This is a genomic window from Pseudoalteromonas sp. S4492 (assembly GCF_005886115.1).
In the GTDB taxonomy this organism is placed as follows: Bacteria; Pseudomonadota; Gammaproteobacteria; order Enterobacterales; family Alteromonadaceae; genus Pseudoalteromonas; species Pseudoalteromonas gelatinilytica.
The window spans coordinates 43,316-60,502 of sequence record NZ_PNCP01000026.1; the positions used below are offsets into that span (position 1 = coordinate 43,316).

Consider the following 17,187-nt stretch of genomic DNA (forward strand, 5'->3'; position numbering starts at 1 on the left):
AAGCGGCAATAGCCGCTTTTTTAATGACTAGAAACGCACCTAATTGGGTAGCATTACCAGAATGGCTGCCAGTGCAATTAACACAAGCCCCGCCGTGTCTTGGCGTTTTAGCGGTTGTTTTAACCAAAGAATCGATACCAAAATGGTAAAGAATACTTCTATCTGCCCCAATGTTTTTACATAAGCAACATGCTGCAAGCTCATGGCGCTAAACCAACCAATAGAACCTAAACAGCTACAAACACTAACAGCGGTCGTGGTGCCTTTGTGATGCCACATTTTCTTAAATGTATCGCGCTCTTTTAATGCAATATACACGCACAGCATCAGTGTTTGTAAGCTAATTATCAGCACTAACACCCAAGCTGCTGAGTGTGGAAAAGTCAGTCCTGAATTTAAACTTGCCTCACGGATCCATGACGATGAAAGAGCAAATGAAGTACCACAGGCAAGCCCAAGCAGTGCGGTGCCCAAATTAAAGTGTTTAACATTCGCGATGCCACTTAATAGCAATACCGCAATTGCACCAATAAATACGCCAACCCAACCTAGCAATGACAGTGCTGAGCCAAAGAACATTACACCTAAAATCGCCGCCATCAGTGCTTCACTTTTGGCAAGCCCTGCGCCGACTGCAAAGTTATTCATTTTAAACAGTTTTACCATCAAACCAGTGGCAACGATTTGGACGATACTGGCACCAACAATGTAGCCAATAAAAGCGAGATTAAAATCAGGAAGTGCGGCGTCTTGATACTGATAAAGTGCAAATAAATACAAGGCAGCAATTGGGCTGGCAACGATAAAGCGAGCAAGTGTTACCCCGGCAACACTCACAGTTACACTGAGTTTACTTTGCAGAGCGTTGCGCCACGACTGCATAAATGCCGCAAAAATAGTTAAGAAAATCCAAGTCATATTGAAAATAAATTAATGAGGAGAGGCAATTAGAGTAACAAAACCAAAGTATGAGAGCATTAGCTTATCGACCAACTTGAGAAAAACTCAGCTGTGACAATATGCCGCAGGGCTTTTATGCTGTCATTAGGCTATAGTGACAATGATGCTATTGCTAGCCGCTGCTGTTTTAAGTAGCGGCTTTTTTTTGTTTGCGGTAGGGTGAGCTATTACAGTTAAAAGATAAGGAAATACCATGACCACATTGATTATCTGCGCACTCATCGCAGTGCTCATACCTTATTTAGCTAAAGCCCCCGTGGCTTTTGCACAAAATAAGTTGTCAGGCTATGACAATAAACATCCGCGTGAACAACAAGCTAAACTAACAGGCTTTGGTGCTCGAGCATTGGCTGCACATCAAAATAGCTTTGAGTCACTAATTATTTTTGCCGTCGCGCTGGCAGTTGTAATAGGTAGCAATAATGTCTATCAGGTGACAGAAACCTTAGCAATTATGCATGTTATCGCCCGCGTGTTGTATTGTATTTTCTACTACATAAACCAAGATATTCTGCGCTCATTAGTCTGGCTAGTGGGTTATGTTTGTGCTGTGGCGATGATTGCTGTTTGCCTTTAGTCACAAGCCAATGAGTTAAAAACCACAAAGCAAGCGGCTTAAATAAGGCGCTTGCTTTAGGGTCTTAAGTGGTTACTTTTACTTAGAGCTAACTTTAATTTTCTCTATTAAATCCTTTGCTTGATAGTTTTCATCTAAGGCAAAGTCGAGTTGCACTAAGGCATTTTTAAAGCCAGATTCAGACGGCGCATATTGCCATTGTTTTAAGGCTCTTTTCGCTTCTCGATTGAAAACACCTTCAGGCTCTGCGCTCACCACACTAACATTGCTGGTGGCGCCGCTTGGTAAAATATCGTATTTCAAAACGACTGAACCGCTAATACCTTGCTCTGCCGCTTGAATTGGGTATATCGGCTCTACGCGCATTACCGCTTGATAGTCTTTTGTCTTTTCAACGGACATCGGCTGTTTTGCAATGGCAAAACTGCTAAGCATGCCCATTGTAAAAATAACTAACGCTGTTTTTGCAATAAATGAGCTGTTGTCGATCTGCTTGATCTGATTTAGACGTTGTAACATGGTGTTTTTATCTCCGTATTGTGAATAAGCCATTAAGCCTGTTCTGCTAAAGCTTGCACAGTGCACTAATGCCTTACTGTATAAAATTCGTTGTTCAGTTGATTTATTTTTGAGTACTTGCTCATCACATGAAAGCTCTTGAATGCGGCGCAGACTTGCATAACCAAGCCAAGCGACAGGGTTAAACCACAACAAAATAGTGGCACATAAAGCGATGGCATTAATTAGGTTATCTTTGCGTTTAATGTGCACTGATTCATGCTCTAAAATAAGTGCTAAAGCATGGCTGTTGTAATGGCTTTGGTAGTTTGTTGGCAGCACTAGCTTGGTGTTTATAACCCCTACAACCATTGGTGAACTCACCTGATTACTTTGGTACAAGCGCATGCTTTGGTTGCTGTGCTGATCAAGGGTAATTGGCGCTAATTGCAGTTTTGCTAGAAAACGGTAATGAAAATATACGGCAGTGATCAGCAGTGCGGCACTAATAAAGCCATAAATAGCAAACCAAGTGAGCGTAAACTGCGGCATTATTGCTGTGTTTGGCGTGATAGTCAGCTTACTGATAAAGTCGTTTTGAATTGGCTTTAAGTGCTCTGGTAGGTTCGCTAACAATAAACTAATTGGTAAAAGCGCCCACAGTGTATAAACCAAGCGCGCCGATAGCTGGCTTAGTAACTTTCGCTCTAGCAGCAATAAAAACATAATTGCAGATGAGATCAAAAGTTGTTGATCTAACAACCAATTAAAAAATGCATCTAACATAACAACGCCTTATTTTTGCTGTTTTTCCCAATCATCGATAACCTTTTTCAGCTCATCAATATCATGTTGTGAGAGTTGCTCTGATTTAGCAAAGCCACTCACCAGCGGCGCAATTCGGCCATTAAAAAAGCGTTCAATAAAGCTTTGGCTTTCTTTTAATGTGTATTCTTCACGAGCAATGCAAGGGGTGTAGTTATATTGGCGACCTTGTTTCTCGAAGCTTAGTGCGCCTTTTTTAACTAAACGGCTTAATAGCGTTTTAATGGTTTTTTCGTGCCATTCTTTATCGTCACTTAAACGCACAATTACTTCACTAGCCGTGGCTGGGTAGCCAAGCCATACCGCATCTAATACTTCAAATTCAGCTTTAGAAAGTTCAATCATTTTTATGCCTACAGATGTAATCTTTAATTTAAGATTACACGCGTAATCAAATAATGCAAACTTTTTTGTTAGAGAACGTCACTTTTTTTGATACTGACTATCTGCCCTTCGGGCAAATTCAGCGTGGTGAGTGACAGTTTTGCGATATCTGTGCGGTACAGGTCGATGACTTTGTAGCCACAAAAACGTGCCATTTTACGTATTTGCCGGTTTAAACCTTGCTTTAAGACGATGCAAAACTGTGTTTCGGTGACTTGAGTCACCTCACAAGGAAGGGTTATTTGTTTATCTACAGGCACACCGTTTGCCATTTTTTTACAAAAATCACTATCAAGAGGTTTATCTACGGTGACTAAATAGCGCTTGGGTTGGTGGTAATCAGGGTGGATCAGTTGATTACAAAACTCACCGTCATTAGTCAAAATTAACAACCCACGAGAGTCCTTGTCGAGCCGGCCAATTGGGTAAACGCGAGTGGTTTTAGGCAGGCTATGAATAAGGCTTGTTGGGTCGTCAGCATTTAATTTGCAATCTATACCAACAGGCTTGTGATATGCAAAGTAGGTGAGTGGCGCTTTAGCTGAAATTTTTTCGCCAAGTACAATTACATCATCGTGCTCATTAACGTGATCTATGTGATTTGCAGCACGGCCATTTACTGTTACCTCACCTTGATCTATCAAGCGTGATGCTTGCTTTCGAGAACAAACACCTGCATGGGCAATAAATTTAGCAAGTCGTACTTTTTCTAGCATGAGTGATTTTTGTACAGTTAATTTGATCACAGTATATCAAACCCGCGTATAAGAAGTACTACATACAAAAGGGGTTCGACATGGCAATTAAGTTATCTGAACTTGCAGCGCACCAACCACTGCAAAAGGTTATCCTTCATTCGTTGGAAATGGCACTGTATCAGGTGTCTGTGGTGATCAATAACGTTGAATATTATGTCACTGATGAGCAAGGTGAGTTTATTCGCGATATTAGCCCGTTGCACATTCAAAAGCGCCTCGATCACTTAAGTTATGGTGATATGGTTTTACGCCACACCAGTGCTTATGATGAGATGTGTGGTCAGCCCGAAAAGCTGGCCAGCAACATGCTTGAAGTACCCTATGGTAAGAACCACTTATACTGATTAACGATATAAGCGTATACTGAGTCATAACATTTTATATACCCAAACCACCTCAAGATGCGAGTTTCAGTTGGAATTAAATGCGATTTAGGCAAGGCATTGATTGCAAGTAATAGTGTTTCTATTGTTAAAATCAATAACGCAGTATAAATTGCATTTAAACCAACCCTTTGGGCGCTTCACAGGCACTTACTCTCATCGTTGTTACTTCTTAAAAGGGACTGCCATTCTTGCAAAGTAACGCCTTGATATTAAGCACCTGTGAAACGCTGAATTCTGCATCTTGAGGTGGCTTGGGTATATATACTATGTATCAATTAAAAAGTGATGACTCAGCTGATCTCAACAACCAGCTAAGAGAACAAATTGTTGCTTTCAACGCCGTGCATTTTAATGCCGAGCGTATTCCCGTTGGATTTAAATTCGTTAATAAACAAAACACTGTTGTTGCTGGTATTCATGGCCAGGTATTTGGAAATTGGCTGCTTATTAGTTGGCTATGGTGTGATGATAAGACGCGTGGTAAAGGGCTTGCGACACGATTACTCGCTGAATTAGAGTGTAAAGCTAAAGCGCTTGGTGCAAACACCGCACAACTTGATACGCTCGATTTCCAAGCTAAACCCTTTTACGAAAACAACGGCTACCAAGTCAAATATGAAATGCGTAACTACCCACTCGACGGCTGCCGTTATTTTATGGAAAAAAGCCTTTAAATATCAGCTTTTACTCACTTCGCTTTAAGCACGTCTTGCTCGGTAAAAGTAACACCTAAGAAAGGTGTTGCTTCTGGGGCAAGCATGAAAGTGCGGATGTTCATGTGGTCTTGCCCTTCAGGATTGTGTAATACGTCATCACGATAAAACGCGCCAAAGCAATCTAGGGTGTTTTGTTTACTTAGTTGATTAAGCTTTGCAAAGGCAAAAATTTTACACGAACCATTATTTTCATTAGCCGCACTTAACAGCCCATGATTATTAAAAGCGCTTGGGGTAAAGTCATAATTGTTGTCTATGACCGCCATGGTGTCGGTAAATTCAATTTGTTGTGGTGAGTTTGCTAATGTTGCCAGGAAATCGTTCAGAGTCATTGCTTGTCCTTAAAAATTGTTCTTTATCAACTCTAACTCATTCACTTGCTGATTGATATTAAACTTAAAATTCTCTAAAAAGTTCATACCAAGCAAGCCATAGCCAACATGATTTTCTATTACCAACACTTCAAAATTACGAATACGTTGTTGTCCGACTTGAAACGACTCGAGTTGATAACGCTGCGCTTCAACAACGCCATTAGCTGTGTTTACTTCTAGTGTGCCAAGGTAATTGGCAGGACTATTCAGCGAGTTTAATTGCGTTTGATTTATGACTGTAAAGCTCGCGCCCGTGTCGATCATCAACTCGGTTTCGATATCATCGTTGATAATACTGTTCACTAAATAGTGTGAACCTCGAGCGGTTAATTTTATAACTTCAACTCCTGCGAGGGCTTGTTGAATCAACAGATGTAACTGCTCAGCTTGCTGTTTGTATTCATGATCTTCAGGCAGTTGATCTAGGGTTATTTGGCTCGCGACATAATCTTCTAAATGATAGTTAGCTAATGCATGATTATATAAGTAATGCGCGTTACCTGGCGCGTAATCAAGCCACTGTTGACTGCTATTCAGCAATGCCTGCCATTGTTGCGCCGCACTAAGTTCATCAATATAGGATGTGCTTAGCTCGTCTATTTGTTTGTTAAGTTGTTGCTTATCATTGCTGTCTAACTGGTTGCTAAGAGCCAGTAAATTGATAATACCTTGTTGGGTATCACCTTGTGCGATTAAACGCTTAGCTTCAAGTTCAAGCATGGTGACATCGTAAGGGTGACTATTTAAAAAGGCCGTTAAAAATTGCTCACTTAAGGTGAATTTTTGATGGGAAAGCCATGTCTCAAGTTGTTGTTGCCAAATTTGTTTAAGTTGCCTTGCATAGCGAGGTTCATTAACAAGCAATTGGGTGTACTCGGCCACCGCTTTGTCGAATAATTGGTTGCTAAATAGCGCAACAGCTTGTTGAAAATGGGCTGGTAAAACCGCGCTTTTCTTGACTATGGGAGTGGTTGCTACAGTCTCAATTTGTTTTGGCTTCACGGGGTTAAACAGCTGCCAAATAAAGTATCCGTTTAAGCTAAGAGAACATAGCAATAATAATTTAAGAAAAGCATTCATCCGTTTTGCCCAATCATTTAATCTTTGTTGTTTACTTACTCAGCATAAAACAAATTTTTGAAAGTCGTTACTTTTTAACTAAATGATTGAGCGCCATGATATTGCTTATTTCAATATCAGCTAACCCTTGATAACGATATTGCGTTGCTTGGTTATTAAGCCAAACGCTTTGGCAGCCGGCATTATTTGCGCCTTGCACATCAGTATCTAGGCTATCGCCAATGTGCAAAATTTCCTTGTGAGGCACCTTTAAGTGTTTGGCTGCGCTATCAAATAAGGCGCTATGCGGCTTCGCTTTTCCGTGTGGGCCTGCTTGTAAAACTAACTCAAACACGCCATTAAGGTTAAACTTTTCTACTTCAACATTACCATTGGTGATGGCGATGAGGCGGTAGTGTTTACTGAGATTAGTAAGTAATTCAAGTACTTCATCAGTCACGTTTATTTGACTGCGGGCATCAGCGAATGCCTGATAAGCATTTTCGGCATGCAACTGAGCTTGCTCTGCTGAAAAACCCAGATCGGTCATGGCATAGTGTAATGCTGCTTGTCGCCAGCGTGTAACGTCATCAATTAAAGTTGCATCATGTTTTAAAGCACACTCGCGGCATGTTAACCAGTAGCTCATGCTATCGGTGGGCCATTGTTCTAGCGCTTCGAGGTAATCAGCTTGTGCTTGCAAGGCTGACTTTATGATCGGATGGTTGTTGTAAAGTGTGTCGTCTAAATCAAAACTTAAAACAGAAACTGGCGATAGGGCACGGTTAAATCGGATCATAATGACAAGGGTTTACTCTGAAGTTGAGCGCTTTTTAGCGCGTGGATGGGTGTTATCGTACACTTTAGCTAAATGCTGAAAATCTAAATGCGTATAAACTTGAGTTGCAGACAAACTACTGTGTCCTAACAGTTCTTGTACGGCACGCAGATCCCCTGATGATTCTAAGATATGTGATGCAAACGAGTGGCGCAATTTATGCGGATGCACTTGCGAGCTGATCCCTTGCTTAATTCCCCATTCTTGCATCCGTAAGCGAACTTGGCGTACGGAAATTCGCTTTTTTTGGCTGCTAACAAACACGGCTATTTCATCAGGATGTGCAAATTGAGGGCGAATTTTCAGCCATGCTTTTAATGCACTGAGCGCTTTGCTGCCTACAGGTAATAAACGTTCTTTGTTACCTTTACCACGGACTAAAATTTCGCCTTCAGTCGGGTTTATATCTTGTAAGTTAGCACCAACTAACTCGCTAATACGCAGACCCGAAGAATACATTAATTCCATCATAGCTTTGTCACGAATAGCTAAAGGCTCATCATCTGGCAGTTCTAGTAGCTTAGCCATTTGATCTACGTCTAAATTTTTGGGTAAAGGCTTGGAAAATTTAGGCCCTTTAATGGCCTCTGCCGGATTGTGATAATGTGCCTGACTGGCTATATTTTTGGCTTTTAAGAATTTATATAAACTGCGAATACAACTTAGTTTTAAACTGATTGTGCGACCACTTAATTGTTTGCTGCGCATTTGCATGCTGTAACGGCGAATATGCTCACCTTGAACAGCAAACCAGTCTTCACATAGTTTACTAAAGTACAAAGCTGCGAAGCCTAGCTGGCTAGTATATTGGTTTACTGTGTGCGCTGAGTATTGTTTTTCGTAGCGTAAGTAGTCTGCAAATAGTTGGATGGGTGTTCGCCAAGCATCACTTAATTCATCAATGTCTGGCGTCGTCACATCGCTCATGCAAGTTCCAATAAGCGCAGTTGCAATGAGCGCACAAACTCAAGGACAAAAAAGCTGTCTTTTGCCGGTTCGAAGTGATTTACGTCATCACTACCAAACGCCAAAATTGCCACAGGGTGTTTCGTGTTACCAATTAGATATAAAGCAGTCGATTGAGTCGTGTCTGAAAACAGTAAGTCTCTTTCTTGTTGGCTTACTCGACCCAAGTAAATGCCGTCGTTTTGCAGGCGATGAGCAATTAATTCATCAAACTTTTTATCGTACTTAACTAAGTGGCATTCGTTAATGGATGGGTTCGTGCAGATAATATTGCGCAAGTTGCTAGCCAGTGTCGTAAAGTCGTAGTTAGTCCATAACTGACGATGACAGTCGCTAAATAAGCGGTAAATTAACTCGTTTTCTTTTGCTTGTTCAACGAGCTGCTCAATCTTATTTTTTAATAACGTATTGTGTTCACGTAATTGGCGCTGTTGAATATGCACCAAAGACGTTGCTCCCGCCGTTTGCTGTTGTAGTTCAACTTCAGCGAGCACATCAGGGTTTTTAATAAAAAAATCAGGGTGTGCTTTTAAATATTCAGCAATTTGTTGTTCTGTTAGTTTGCTCATAGTGCCACTTGTCCATCAAAAACATGCTCAGCAGGGCCTGTCATTCGTACAGGGTGGCCTTCGCCTTGCCAACGTACTTGTAAACTGCCGCCGGGCAAGTCAACTTGTACGGTAGTAGCAAGTTTATTCTGAATTTGACCAACCACGACCGCAGCACAGGCACCTGTACCACAGGCTAAGGTTTCACTAACGCCACGTTCCCACACTCTTAGTTTAATGTGATCTTGCGAAATTACCTGCATAAAACCAACATTTGCGCGTTGTGGAAAGCGTTCATGATTTTCAAGCAGTGGGCCTAAGGTGGTGACTTCTGCGGTATGAATGTCATCAACTTCTAACACGCAATGCGGGTTACCCATCGATACTGCGCCACTAAATACCGTATGTTCTTCCGTGCGAAGAATATAGGTCAGCTCACGCTTGCTGGCTTTTAATGGGATTTTGTTCGGTTCAAAATTGGGATGGCCCATATTTACCGTTACTTGACCATCTTTCTCTATATAAAGCGTGAGGTTACCAGACTTTGTTGAAACCGAGATTTTATGCTTATTGGTTAGGCCTTTCATACGTACAAAGCGGGCGAAACAGCGCGCACCGTTGCCGCACTGTTCAACTTCGTTACCATCGGCATTGAAAATACGATAATGAAAATCGAGATCAGGAGAGTAAGGGGCTTCAACCATAAGCAGTTGATCGAAGCCAATGCCGAAATGGCGATCTGCCAGCTTCTTTATTTGATCACGTGATAAAAAAACATTTTGAGTAATGTTATCAATAACGACAAAGTCATTACCTAGGCCGTGCATTTTTGAAAAATTAACTAACATAACGCTCTAATTCGGGTTTGCTCTGAGCTAATCATGCCACAGAGCAGGGCGGTTATAAAAACGTTTATGGTAAAATTTTCTCACCTTGCCAAAGGCTTTCTAAGGTTTCGCGTTGGCGAATTAAATGGCTTTGCTGACCATCCACCATAATCTCTGCAACACGCGGGCGTGAGTTGTAGTTTGAGCTCATTGTGAAACCATATGCGCCAGCGCTGCGCTGCGCTAAAAGGTCACCGGCTTGAAGTGCAAGCTCACGGTCTTTGCCTAAAAAGTCGCCGGTTTCACAGACTGGGCCGACAATGTCGTAGTTGTAAGTAGGCGTATCATCTGCGCGAGGTTCAACTGGCACAATACTTTGCCAAGCTTGATACAGTGATGGACGCAACATATCGTTCATGCCTGCATCAACAATAGCAAAGAACTTATCTTGGTTTTGTTTAATAAACTCAACTTTAGTAACTAAAATACCTGCGTTGGCTGCAATCGCACGACCAGGTTCAAAAATAAGTTCTAAATCTTGGTAGTCTGCTAATCGAGCGGTAATTTTATCAACATACTCGCTTGGATGAGGAGGCGTTTCGCCATTATAAGGCACGCCAAGACCACCACCGATATCTAGGTGAGTTAGCTTGATGCCAACCGCTTTTAACTCTTCGATAAGAGTCAGTACTTTTTCAAGTGCTGCTAAGAAAGGTTTTATTTCCGTTAGCTGCGAACCGATGTGGCAATCTACACCGGTAATTTTTAAACCGGGTAATGATGCTGCATGTTGATACACAGTCACCGCAGTTTGAATATCAATACCAAACTTATTCTCTTTTAAGCCGGTTGAGATATAAGGGTGCGTTTTTGCATCTATATCTGGGTTTACGCGAATCGAAATCGGTGCCACTAAGTTAAGATCCGTTGCCACTTTTGAAATACGCTCAAGCTCAGCCACTGACTCAACGTTAAAACACTTGATCCCCAATTCAAGTGCATAGGCAATTTCGTCAGCGGTTTTTGCAACGCCAGAAAACACAACCTTACTTGCGTCTCCGCCTGCTTGGATAACACGCGCAAGCTCACCTTTTGAAACGATGTCAAAACCTGAACCAAGTCGCGCTAAAATATTCAGCACGGCAATATTTGAGTTGGCTTTTACGGCATAGCACACCAAGCTCTTATGCGACTGAGCAGCGTCTGCAAATGCTAAATAATGACGTTCAAAGGTTTTGCGAGAATAGATATAACAAGGCGTACCATATTGTTCGGCAAGCTCTTTGACAGCGATGTCTTCAGCGAACAGCTGATTATTATTGTAGTTAAAAAAGTCCATCTATTGGTCCTGTTTTTGCTCTGGTTGTTCGGATGGATCAGCTTGTGGCTGAGACTTTGCAGGCGGCTTAGTATCATCTGGCAGATAAAGAGCACCACTTTGTCCGCAACCTGCTAGGGTTAGTAGAAGGGCGCTTAGAGGTAAAATGGTTTTTAATTTTTGGCTATGAGTCTCTTTCATTAGATTAATACGGTTGCTGGCTTTATAATCGCAGAGTAACAGAATATTTAAAAAATGCAGCTATTCGCGGATGAATTTATTCCTGTTACACTTGATGTACACAATCTGCCCCCAGATCTAGGCTTAAAGCCAGTTAAAGGACACTAAAATGACTGATCATGAATACCACACACTAGCCGATGCATTAATGCTAACTATTGAAGAGCAAATCGATGAATGTGATGCCGATTTAGACTATGAATCAGCGTCAGGTATTTTAGAAATCATCTTTCCTGATCGCAGTAAAATAGTGATCAACAAGCAAGCACCATTACACCAAGTTTGGGTAGCGACTAAATTTAACGGTCACCATTTTGAACTACGCGACGATAAGTGGATTGATAACCGCTCAGGTGCAGAGTTTTGGCAATTTATGTGTGATGCAGCAACTCGCCAAGCAGGTCAAACAATTGAATGGCGTTCTGAACTATGAGTTTAGAGTTTGTTGAATATCCAGCGCAAGGTGATCACAAAGCAACGGTTATCTGGCTACATGGTTTAGGTGATTCAGGTGATGGTTTTGCGCCCGTTGCACCGCAACTTGCTTTACCAAAAGAGCTTGGTGTGCGTTTTGTGTTTCCACATGCGCCAGTGCAACCGGTCACCTTAAATGGTGGGATGGCAATGCGCTCTTGGTACGACATTAAATCAATGGATTTAGATAAGCGTGCTGATGAGCAAGGAGTGCGTGAATCTGCTGCAAAAGTGGCTGCAATTATTGACCAAGAAATTGCAAAAGGTATCGCTCCTAACAAAATTATTCTTGCCGGTTTTTCGCAAGGGGGTGTGGTATCGCTGCACTTAGCGCCACGTCTAGATTATAAATTAGCGGGTGTAATGGCACTTTCAACCTACATGTGTGTGCCTGCAAAATTAGCCGATGAAGCCAAGCAGCAGGGGTTAAATATTTTTATGGCACATGGTCGATTTGACGATGTGGTACCGCATAGCGCAGGCAGACAAGCATTTGACGTGCTTAGCGCAAATAACATGGAAGTAAGCTGGCAAGACTATCCGATGGCGCACCAAGTTTGTGGTGAAGAACTAATGGCTATTCGAGAGTGGTTAATTGCTCGCTTGAGTTAATTTTTGGTTTTAGAGGCCAACATGACAAAGAAACTTGTAATTACAGCAAATATGAATACCGTTGAACCGGTTAACTCAGCGCCGACGGCAGTGACCTATCAATGGCATTGGCGACGCATCTTTATGGTTAGCAGTGTTATCTTAGTTGCGCTGGCTATATTAGTGTATAGCTTTATTGGCGTTGTAAATGCAGAGCAATCACCGCAAGATGAGCCGCAATCAGAGTTTGCAAATGCTGAGCTACAAGCGCCTTTGAATGACGCTGAGCAAGAAGAGCCAAAAGAAATCGTCGCACCGTCTATGAATGAGCAAACACCGCTGGCTGATAACACAGAAACAGCTAAAGCAGAGGTTGTGAGCTCAAACATTGTAGAACCTGAGGTTACGACAGTAGAGGCTGAGATCGACAGTGAACAGGTTGTTGACGCGCAACAACCGGAAACATCAGCGGTCACTCTTGATGAAGAGCCACTCCAAACAGAACAGCAAGCAGAGATTGCTGCAGCGCCCGATGCTCAGCAGCAGTTTTCACAGTCAGCACATATTGCCAGTGTCGCAATTGGCGCTAAAATAGACACAGATAAAGTAAGCCGCGCAGTATTAACTACCGATGTTGTTGATCGAGAACCAGTAAACGTTCTTAAAAACGATGTAAAATTAGCGCAAATTAGCAATAGCCTGAGCTTTTTTAGCGAGCTTAGAAATATGCAAGGGCAAACTGTTCGTCATCAATGGTATTACCAAGATCAACAGCTTGCTTCAATTGAATTAGCGGTAAGTAGCCCACGTTTTCGTACTTATTCAACGAAAAACATCATGCCAGAGCAATTGGGTGATTGGCGTGTTGAAGTTATTGACGCAGAGGGCAACTTACTGGCCCAAAAAGAATTTAGAATTTTAGCTGAGTAATATTTAGTATCAGCCTGATAATTAATTGGATTTTTCATGACACAGACAACAAAACTAGTTCGTATCGCTACCCGTAAAAGTGCACTTGCTTTATGGCAGGCAGAATTTGTAAAAGCTCAATTAGAGCACTTCCATGACGACGTAACGGTAGAGTTGGTTCCTATGTCGACGCAAGGCGATATTATCCTTGATACGCCACTGGCAAAGATTGGTGGTAAAGGCTTATTCGTAAAAGAGCTTGAGCAAGCCATGCTAGATGGCCGTGCAGATATTGCGGTGCATTCAATGAAAGATGTGCCTGTTGAGTTTCCTGAAGGCCTAGCATTACACACTATTTGTGAACGTGAAGACCCACGCGATGCGTTTGTATCAAACAACTACAAAAGCTTAGATGAGTTACCACAAGGTGCTATTGTTGGTACATCAAGCTTACGCCGCCAATGCCAAATTCGCGAAGCTCGCCCAGATTTAGACATTCGTGATTTACGCGGTAATGTTAATACGCGTTTAGCAAAACTAGATGATGGTCAATATGATGCAATCATTCTAGCTGCAGCGGGTCTAATTCGTTTAGAAATGCCTGAGCGTATTACAGCTTTTATCGAGCCAGAAGTATCATTACCTGCAAATGGTCAAGGTGCTGTGGGTATTGAGTGCCGTATTGATGACGAAGTAACAAAAGCATTATTAGCGCCACTCGAACATACTGAAACTCGTATTCGTGTTAATGCCGAGCGTGCTATGAATCGCCGTTTAGAAGGTGGTTGCCAAGTGCCAATTGGTGCATTTGCATTGGTTGAGGGTGAGCAAGTTCATTTACGTGGTTTAGTGGGCGCTATTGATGGCAGCCAAATGCTACGTGATGAAGTGACAGGTCCAGTGGCTGACGCAGAGCAGTTAGGTATTACACTTGCTGAAAAGTTACTTGAGCAAGGTGCTGATAAAATTTTAGCTGAAGTATATAGAGACGCTTAATATGCATATTTTGATAACTCGTCCAGAAGGAAAAGGCACTGAGCTTGCTCTTGAGCTTCAGCAGGCGGGTTATCAAACAACCCTGTGTCCAGTCCTTACCTTAGATTATCTCACTGTTAATAGTAGTGAACTCGCACCGCTAGAAAATGCCGATAAAATCATTTTTATCTCGCAAGATGCCGTGCATGCCTTGTTAAAACTCACACCAACCATCAACAAAGCAGCGCAACTTTATGCGGTCGGTCAGCAAACTGCTGATGCGGTTTATGAAGCCTTTGGGCGTCGTGCTGCAGTACCCAAACAGCATGATTCAGAAGGTTTGCTTGAATTAAAAACGCTGCAAGATGTTGAGCTAAGTAACATTGTTTTAGTGAAAGGTGAAGGCGGGCGCACGACCATAGCAAAAACTTTAAAACAACGTGGTGCTTTGTTAAATCAGTTGGTTGTTTACAAGCGGAGCGCAATTGAGAGCGAACCGGGCAAGTGGATGGACCACTGGCAAACAATTGATGTAGAAGGTATAGTCATTACCAGTAATGCAGCGGTGGATGCCATTTTTAATGGCTTAAATGAGCCTCAGCGTGCATGGTTGAAAGAGCGGAAATTTTTCGTTGCCAGTGAGCGTATCGCTGACTATTTAAAGCAACAAAATGTCGCAAGAACACAGATACATATTGCTGCAGGGGCGAGCGATAGCGCTATGTTCACCTGCATTAATCAGCAAGGTAGCAAAATGAGTGAAGCAGAATCAAAACAACCCGCAAAAGCAGTGACTGCACAGCCAGAGAAAAAAGCGCAAACAACGGCAAATAGTGGGGCGAAAGCGCCTGTGCAAGCTAAAAAAGGCATCAGCAAAACAGGTAGCTTAGCGTTACTTATTTCACTTTTAGTGGCTTCTGCGGTTGGCTATGAGTTTTATCACAAATTATATAGCGATCAGCAATCGGCTGTAGCATTAACTGAGCTGACAGATGAAAACCTACGCTTACAGCAGCAAATTGATGCATTAAAAAGCGCACAGCAAACATTACAACATTCACTTTATAACAGTGAGCAAAAGGTCACTGATGCGCTGAATGAAAGTGCTGAGCAAACTCAGCAGCAATTACAAGCGGCTTTAAAGCGCGCCGAGCAGCAAACTTTCACGCTTAATCCGCAAGAAGTCACAAGCCTGCAACGTATGGCCGAATTTAAATTATGGGCTGAGCACGATTATCAAGGGGCTGCAGCTGTGTTATCGCGCTTAGATAGCTTGCTTGCAGAACACCCAGGTACAGGGGCTATTCGCCAAGCAATTCACCAAGATTTACAAACCTTGAATGCCATAGAGCCTGTTGCTGTTGAAGCAATTTATTTGAAACTGCATGGCATTAATCAAAAAGTGGATGAACTTCTATTTAATGCTATTTCTCTACCTGAAGAAGTCGTCAAAGAAGACCCAAATCAACTAAGTGAAAATGTCAGTGAGTGGCGTCAGAACCTTGCTAAGTCATGGCAGCAGTTTAAAGACTTCTTTGTTACAGTGCGCACACGTGAAGATATGGTTATCGCACCATTTTTAAGTGAACAAGAGCGTCACTTAGTAAAACAACGTCTGAGTTTATACTTAGCTCAAGCGCAAGATGCGGTATTAAGTAAGCAAAGCAGTGTGTATTTTAGTGCTGTTGATGCTGCACATAGCTTGGTAAAAGATTACTTTAAGCAAGATGATGCACAAACAAAAGCGGCATTAAAAAGCCTTGCTGAGCTTTCTAAAGAGCAACTCGATTTTAGCCCAAAAGTGTCACTGCAAAGTACTGAGCAGGTGAAGGAGTGGGCACAATGATCCGCTTTTTATTAATCATTATTGCAATTGCAGGCTGCTTGGGGATAGCCCCCTTTTTTATAGACCAAAAAGGTTATGTCTTAATTGCCTTTAATAAAACGACCATTGAAGGCACTATTTGGGGCATCACAGCACTTTTAATATTAGCATTTGCCGCACTGTTTTTGCTTTATAAGCTTTGTCGTTACGTAATGTCTTTATATAGCCATACACGCCATGGTTTTTTTGCGCGCAGTGAAGAGCGTAAACAAGCGGCTATTGAGCAAGGTGTATGGAGCTTAATCAATAACGATTATGCACAGCTGGAGCTTGCTCTTGATAACAATAGCGTGGCAGAAAAGTGGAGCGATGTACGTTACGCGCTTCTTGCTAAAGCAGCACTCGCAAACAATGACAGCGAAAGAGCAATTAGCTTTCTTGATAAAATAAGCCAAGATAAGCAGCTAAAAGTCGCTAATTTATGGATCGCCAGTGGCGAAACCAGCACTATTTTTGCTGACCTAAAAGCCTTAGCTGAGCGTAAAAAAGCCACTCGTTTAGAGCTTAAGATGTATGCCCATGTTTTAGTGCAAGAGCAAAAGTGGGCAGCATTGAATGACTTTATGCCGCGTTTATTACGTAAAAAAGCACTTTCTGAGCAAGAGTGGCAACAACTGTTTGACGGTTACTTTGCAGCGCAGTCAAACGCGGATTTATCTGAACGATATGAGCAATTAGCCAAAAACCTGAAACCATATGCTGAGGTAAGCTATTTAGCAGCGATGGCAAAAGCAGGTGAGTTAAACAAAATTGAGCTAAGCTTAATTAAAATGATCAAAAAACCGCTGCAGCATAAAGACTTAGCACGTATTTTACGTACTAGTAGCGCTGGCGATGCACTCAAGCTACAAGCAAGCTTGCAAGATGTATTGAAAAAAGACACCGAGAATACAGATTTGCTACTAGCTCTTGCGTGTTTAGCGAATGCTCATGGTGAATATGACTTAGCTGCGCGAGTGTTTGATAAAGCGCTTAATGCAAATAATCGCCATGCCTATTTGCAGCAAGCGGTACTCAGTTATAGTAAAAGTGCCCAGCCAGAAAAAGCATTGGTACTCTATCAATAATTTTACTCCAGC

At 42.1% G+C, this 17,187-nt stretch carries 21 protein-coding genes; 9 read left to right on the forward strand and 12 right to left on the reverse strand.

The genetic code is table 11. From position 1 onward, the window contains the following. Window positions 1–39 precede the first annotated feature (39 nt). Window positions 40–918, reverse strand: a complete 879-nt coding sequence (locus tag CWC28_RS07960) for a DMT family transporter (protein ID WP_082873973.1) — start codon at window positions 916–918, stop codon at window positions 40–42. Between the two features lie 235 nt (window positions 919–1,153). On the opposite strand from CWC28_RS07960, the gene CWC28_RS07965 reads away from it, so the two are divergent. After that, complete coding sequence (locus tag CWC28_RS07965) at window positions 1,154–1,537, forward strand: MAPEG family protein (RefSeq protein ID WP_063700644.1); 384 nt, start codon at window positions 1,154–1,156, stop codon at window positions 1,535–1,537. 78 nt (window positions 1,538–1,615) lie between these two features. On the opposite strand, the gene CWC28_RS07970 is transcribed toward CWC28_RS07965, so the two are convergent. The 3 genes from CWC28_RS07970 to CWC28_RS07980 all read right to left on the reverse strand — a co-directional run bounded on the left by CWC28_RS07970 (window position 1,616) and on the right by CWC28_RS07980 (window position 3,960). Beyond that, the gene (locus CWC28_RS07970; protein ID WP_063700647.1) at window positions 1,616–2,821 is read right to left on the reverse strand and encodes a M56 family metallopeptidase; all 1,206 of its coding nucleotides are present in this window, start codon (window positions 2,819–2,821) and stop codon (window positions 1,616–1,618) included. A gap of 9 nt (window positions 2,822–2,830) precedes the next feature. After that, on the reverse strand, window positions 2,831–3,205 hold the full coding sequence (locus CWC28_RS07975) for a BlaI/MecI/CopY family transcriptional regulator (RefSeq protein ID WP_063700649.1): 375 nt from the start codon (window positions 3,203–3,205) through the stop codon (window positions 2,831–2,833). A 68-nt stretch (window positions 3,206–3,273) separates the two neighbouring features. Next, entirely contained in the window at window positions 3,274–3,960 is a 687-nt protein-coding gene (locus CWC28_RS07980) for a pseudouridine synthase (protein ID WP_063700715.1), read from the reverse strand. Window positions 3,961–4,040: 80 nt separating this feature from the next. Here CWC28_RS07980 and CWC28_RS07985 point away from each other — a divergent pair, with 80 nt between their 5' ends. Both CWC28_RS07985 and CWC28_RS07990 read left to right on the forward strand, forming a co-directional pair. Then, window positions 4,041–4,346: a DUF6482 family protein gene (locus tag CWC28_RS07985; RefSeq protein ID WP_063700650.1), complete on the forward strand. Its 306-nt coding sequence runs from the start codon at window positions 4,041–4,043 to the stop codon at window positions 4,344–4,346. A 308-nt stretch (window positions 4,347–4,654) separates the two neighbouring features. Next, window positions 4,655–5,062, forward strand: a complete 408-nt coding sequence (locus CWC28_RS07990; RefSeq protein ID WP_063700652.1) for a GNAT family N-acetyltransferase — start codon at window positions 4,655–4,657, stop codon at window positions 5,060–5,062. A 14-nt stretch (window positions 5,063–5,076) separates the two neighbouring features. Here the strand turns inward: CWC28_RS07990 and CWC28_RS07995 are convergent, their stop codons facing one another. The 8 genes from CWC28_RS07995 to lptM all read right to left on the reverse strand — a co-directional run bounded on the left by CWC28_RS07995 (window position 5,077) and on the right by lptM (window position 11,235). Continuing rightward, on the reverse strand, window positions 5,077–5,436 hold the full coding sequence (locus CWC28_RS07995) for a HopJ type III effector protein (protein WP_063700655.1): 360 nt from the start codon (window positions 5,434–5,436) through the stop codon (window positions 5,077–5,079). Between the two features lie 9 nt (window positions 5,437–5,445). Further along, complete coding sequence (locus CWC28_RS08000; RefSeq protein WP_063700657.1) at window positions 5,446–6,558, reverse strand: retropepsin-like aspartic protease family protein; 1,113 nt, start codon at window positions 6,556–6,558, stop codon at window positions 5,446–5,448. Window positions 6,559–6,625: 67 nt separating this feature from the next. Continuing rightward, window positions 6,626–7,336, reverse strand: coding sequence for an HAD-IA family hydrolase (locus tag CWC28_RS08005; RefSeq protein ID WP_063700659.1), 711 nt, complete (start codon window positions 7,334–7,336; stop codon window positions 6,626–6,628). Window positions 7,337–7,348: 12 nt separating this feature from the next. After that, entirely contained in the window at window positions 7,349–8,302 is a 954-nt protein-coding gene (locus CWC28_RS08010; protein WP_063700661.1) for a tyrosine recombinase XerC, read from the reverse strand. Then, on the reverse strand, window positions 8,299–8,910 hold the full coding sequence (locus CWC28_RS08015) for a DUF484 family protein (RefSeq protein WP_063700662.1): 612 nt from the start codon (window positions 8,908–8,910) through the stop codon (window positions 8,299–8,301). Before CWC28_RS08015 ends, CWC28_RS08010 begins: the two co-directional genes overlap by 4 nt. Continuing rightward, on the reverse strand, window positions 8,907–9,737 hold the full coding sequence (gene dapF, locus CWC28_RS08020; RefSeq protein ID WP_063700665.1) for a diaminopimelate epimerase: 831 nt from the start codon (window positions 9,735–9,737) through the stop codon (window positions 8,907–8,909). Before dapF ends, CWC28_RS08015 begins: the two co-directional genes overlap by 4 nt. Window positions 9,738–9,801: 64 nt before the next feature. Next, window positions 9,802–11,055, reverse strand: a complete 1,254-nt coding sequence (lysA, locus tag CWC28_RS08025; RefSeq protein ID WP_063700667.1) for a diaminopimelate decarboxylase — start codon at window positions 11,053–11,055, stop codon at window positions 9,802–9,804. Continuing rightward, window positions 11,056–11,235: an LPS translocon maturation chaperone LptM gene (gene lptM, locus CWC28_RS08030; protein ID WP_054554660.1), complete on the reverse strand. Its 180-nt coding sequence runs from the start codon at window positions 11,233–11,235 to the stop codon at window positions 11,056–11,058. It abuts the gene before it with no gap. A gap of 148 nt (window positions 11,236–11,383) precedes the next feature. Between lptM and cyaY the strand changes: the two genes are divergently transcribed. The 6 genes from cyaY to CWC28_RS08060 are packed head-to-tail and all read left to right on the forward strand — an operon-like array spanning window position 11,384 to window position 17,175. Further along, window positions 11,384–11,707 carry an iron donor protein CyaY gene (gene cyaY / locus CWC28_RS08035; protein ID WP_054554661.1) on the forward strand — a complete coding sequence of 108 codons (324 nt, stop codon included), beginning with the start codon at window positions 11,384–11,386 and terminating at the stop codon, window positions 11,705–11,707. After that, entirely contained in the window at window positions 11,704–12,360 is a 657-nt protein-coding gene (locus CWC28_RS08040) for an alpha/beta hydrolase (protein WP_119854054.1), read from the forward strand. Before cyaY ends, CWC28_RS08040 begins: the two co-directional genes overlap by 4 nt. A gap of 21 nt (window positions 12,361–12,381) precedes the next feature. After that, complete coding sequence (locus CWC28_RS08045) at window positions 12,382–13,269, forward strand: DUF2914 domain-containing protein (RefSeq protein ID WP_138624961.1); 888 nt, start codon at window positions 12,382–12,384, stop codon at window positions 13,267–13,269. Between the two features lie 36 nt (window positions 13,270–13,305). Beyond that, window positions 13,306–14,244: a hydroxymethylbilane synthase gene (gene hemC / locus CWC28_RS08050; protein WP_105174413.1), complete on the forward strand. Its 939-nt coding sequence runs from the start codon at window positions 13,306–13,308 to the stop codon at window positions 14,242–14,244. Between the two features lies 1 nt (window position 14,245). Beyond that, window positions 14,246–16,069 (forward strand): uroporphyrinogen-III synthase, encoded by a 1,824-nt coding sequence (locus tag CWC28_RS08055; protein WP_105174414.1) that lies wholly within the window; start codon window positions 14,246–14,248, stop codon window positions 16,067–16,069. Next, a complete protein-coding gene (locus CWC28_RS08060) occupies window positions 16,066–17,175 on the forward strand; it encodes a heme biosynthesis HemY N-terminal domain-containing protein (protein ID WP_105174415.1) in 1,110 nt (369 codons plus the stop codon). Before CWC28_RS08055 ends, CWC28_RS08060 begins: the two co-directional genes overlap by 4 nt. Window positions 17,176–17,187 lie beyond the last annotated feature (12 nt).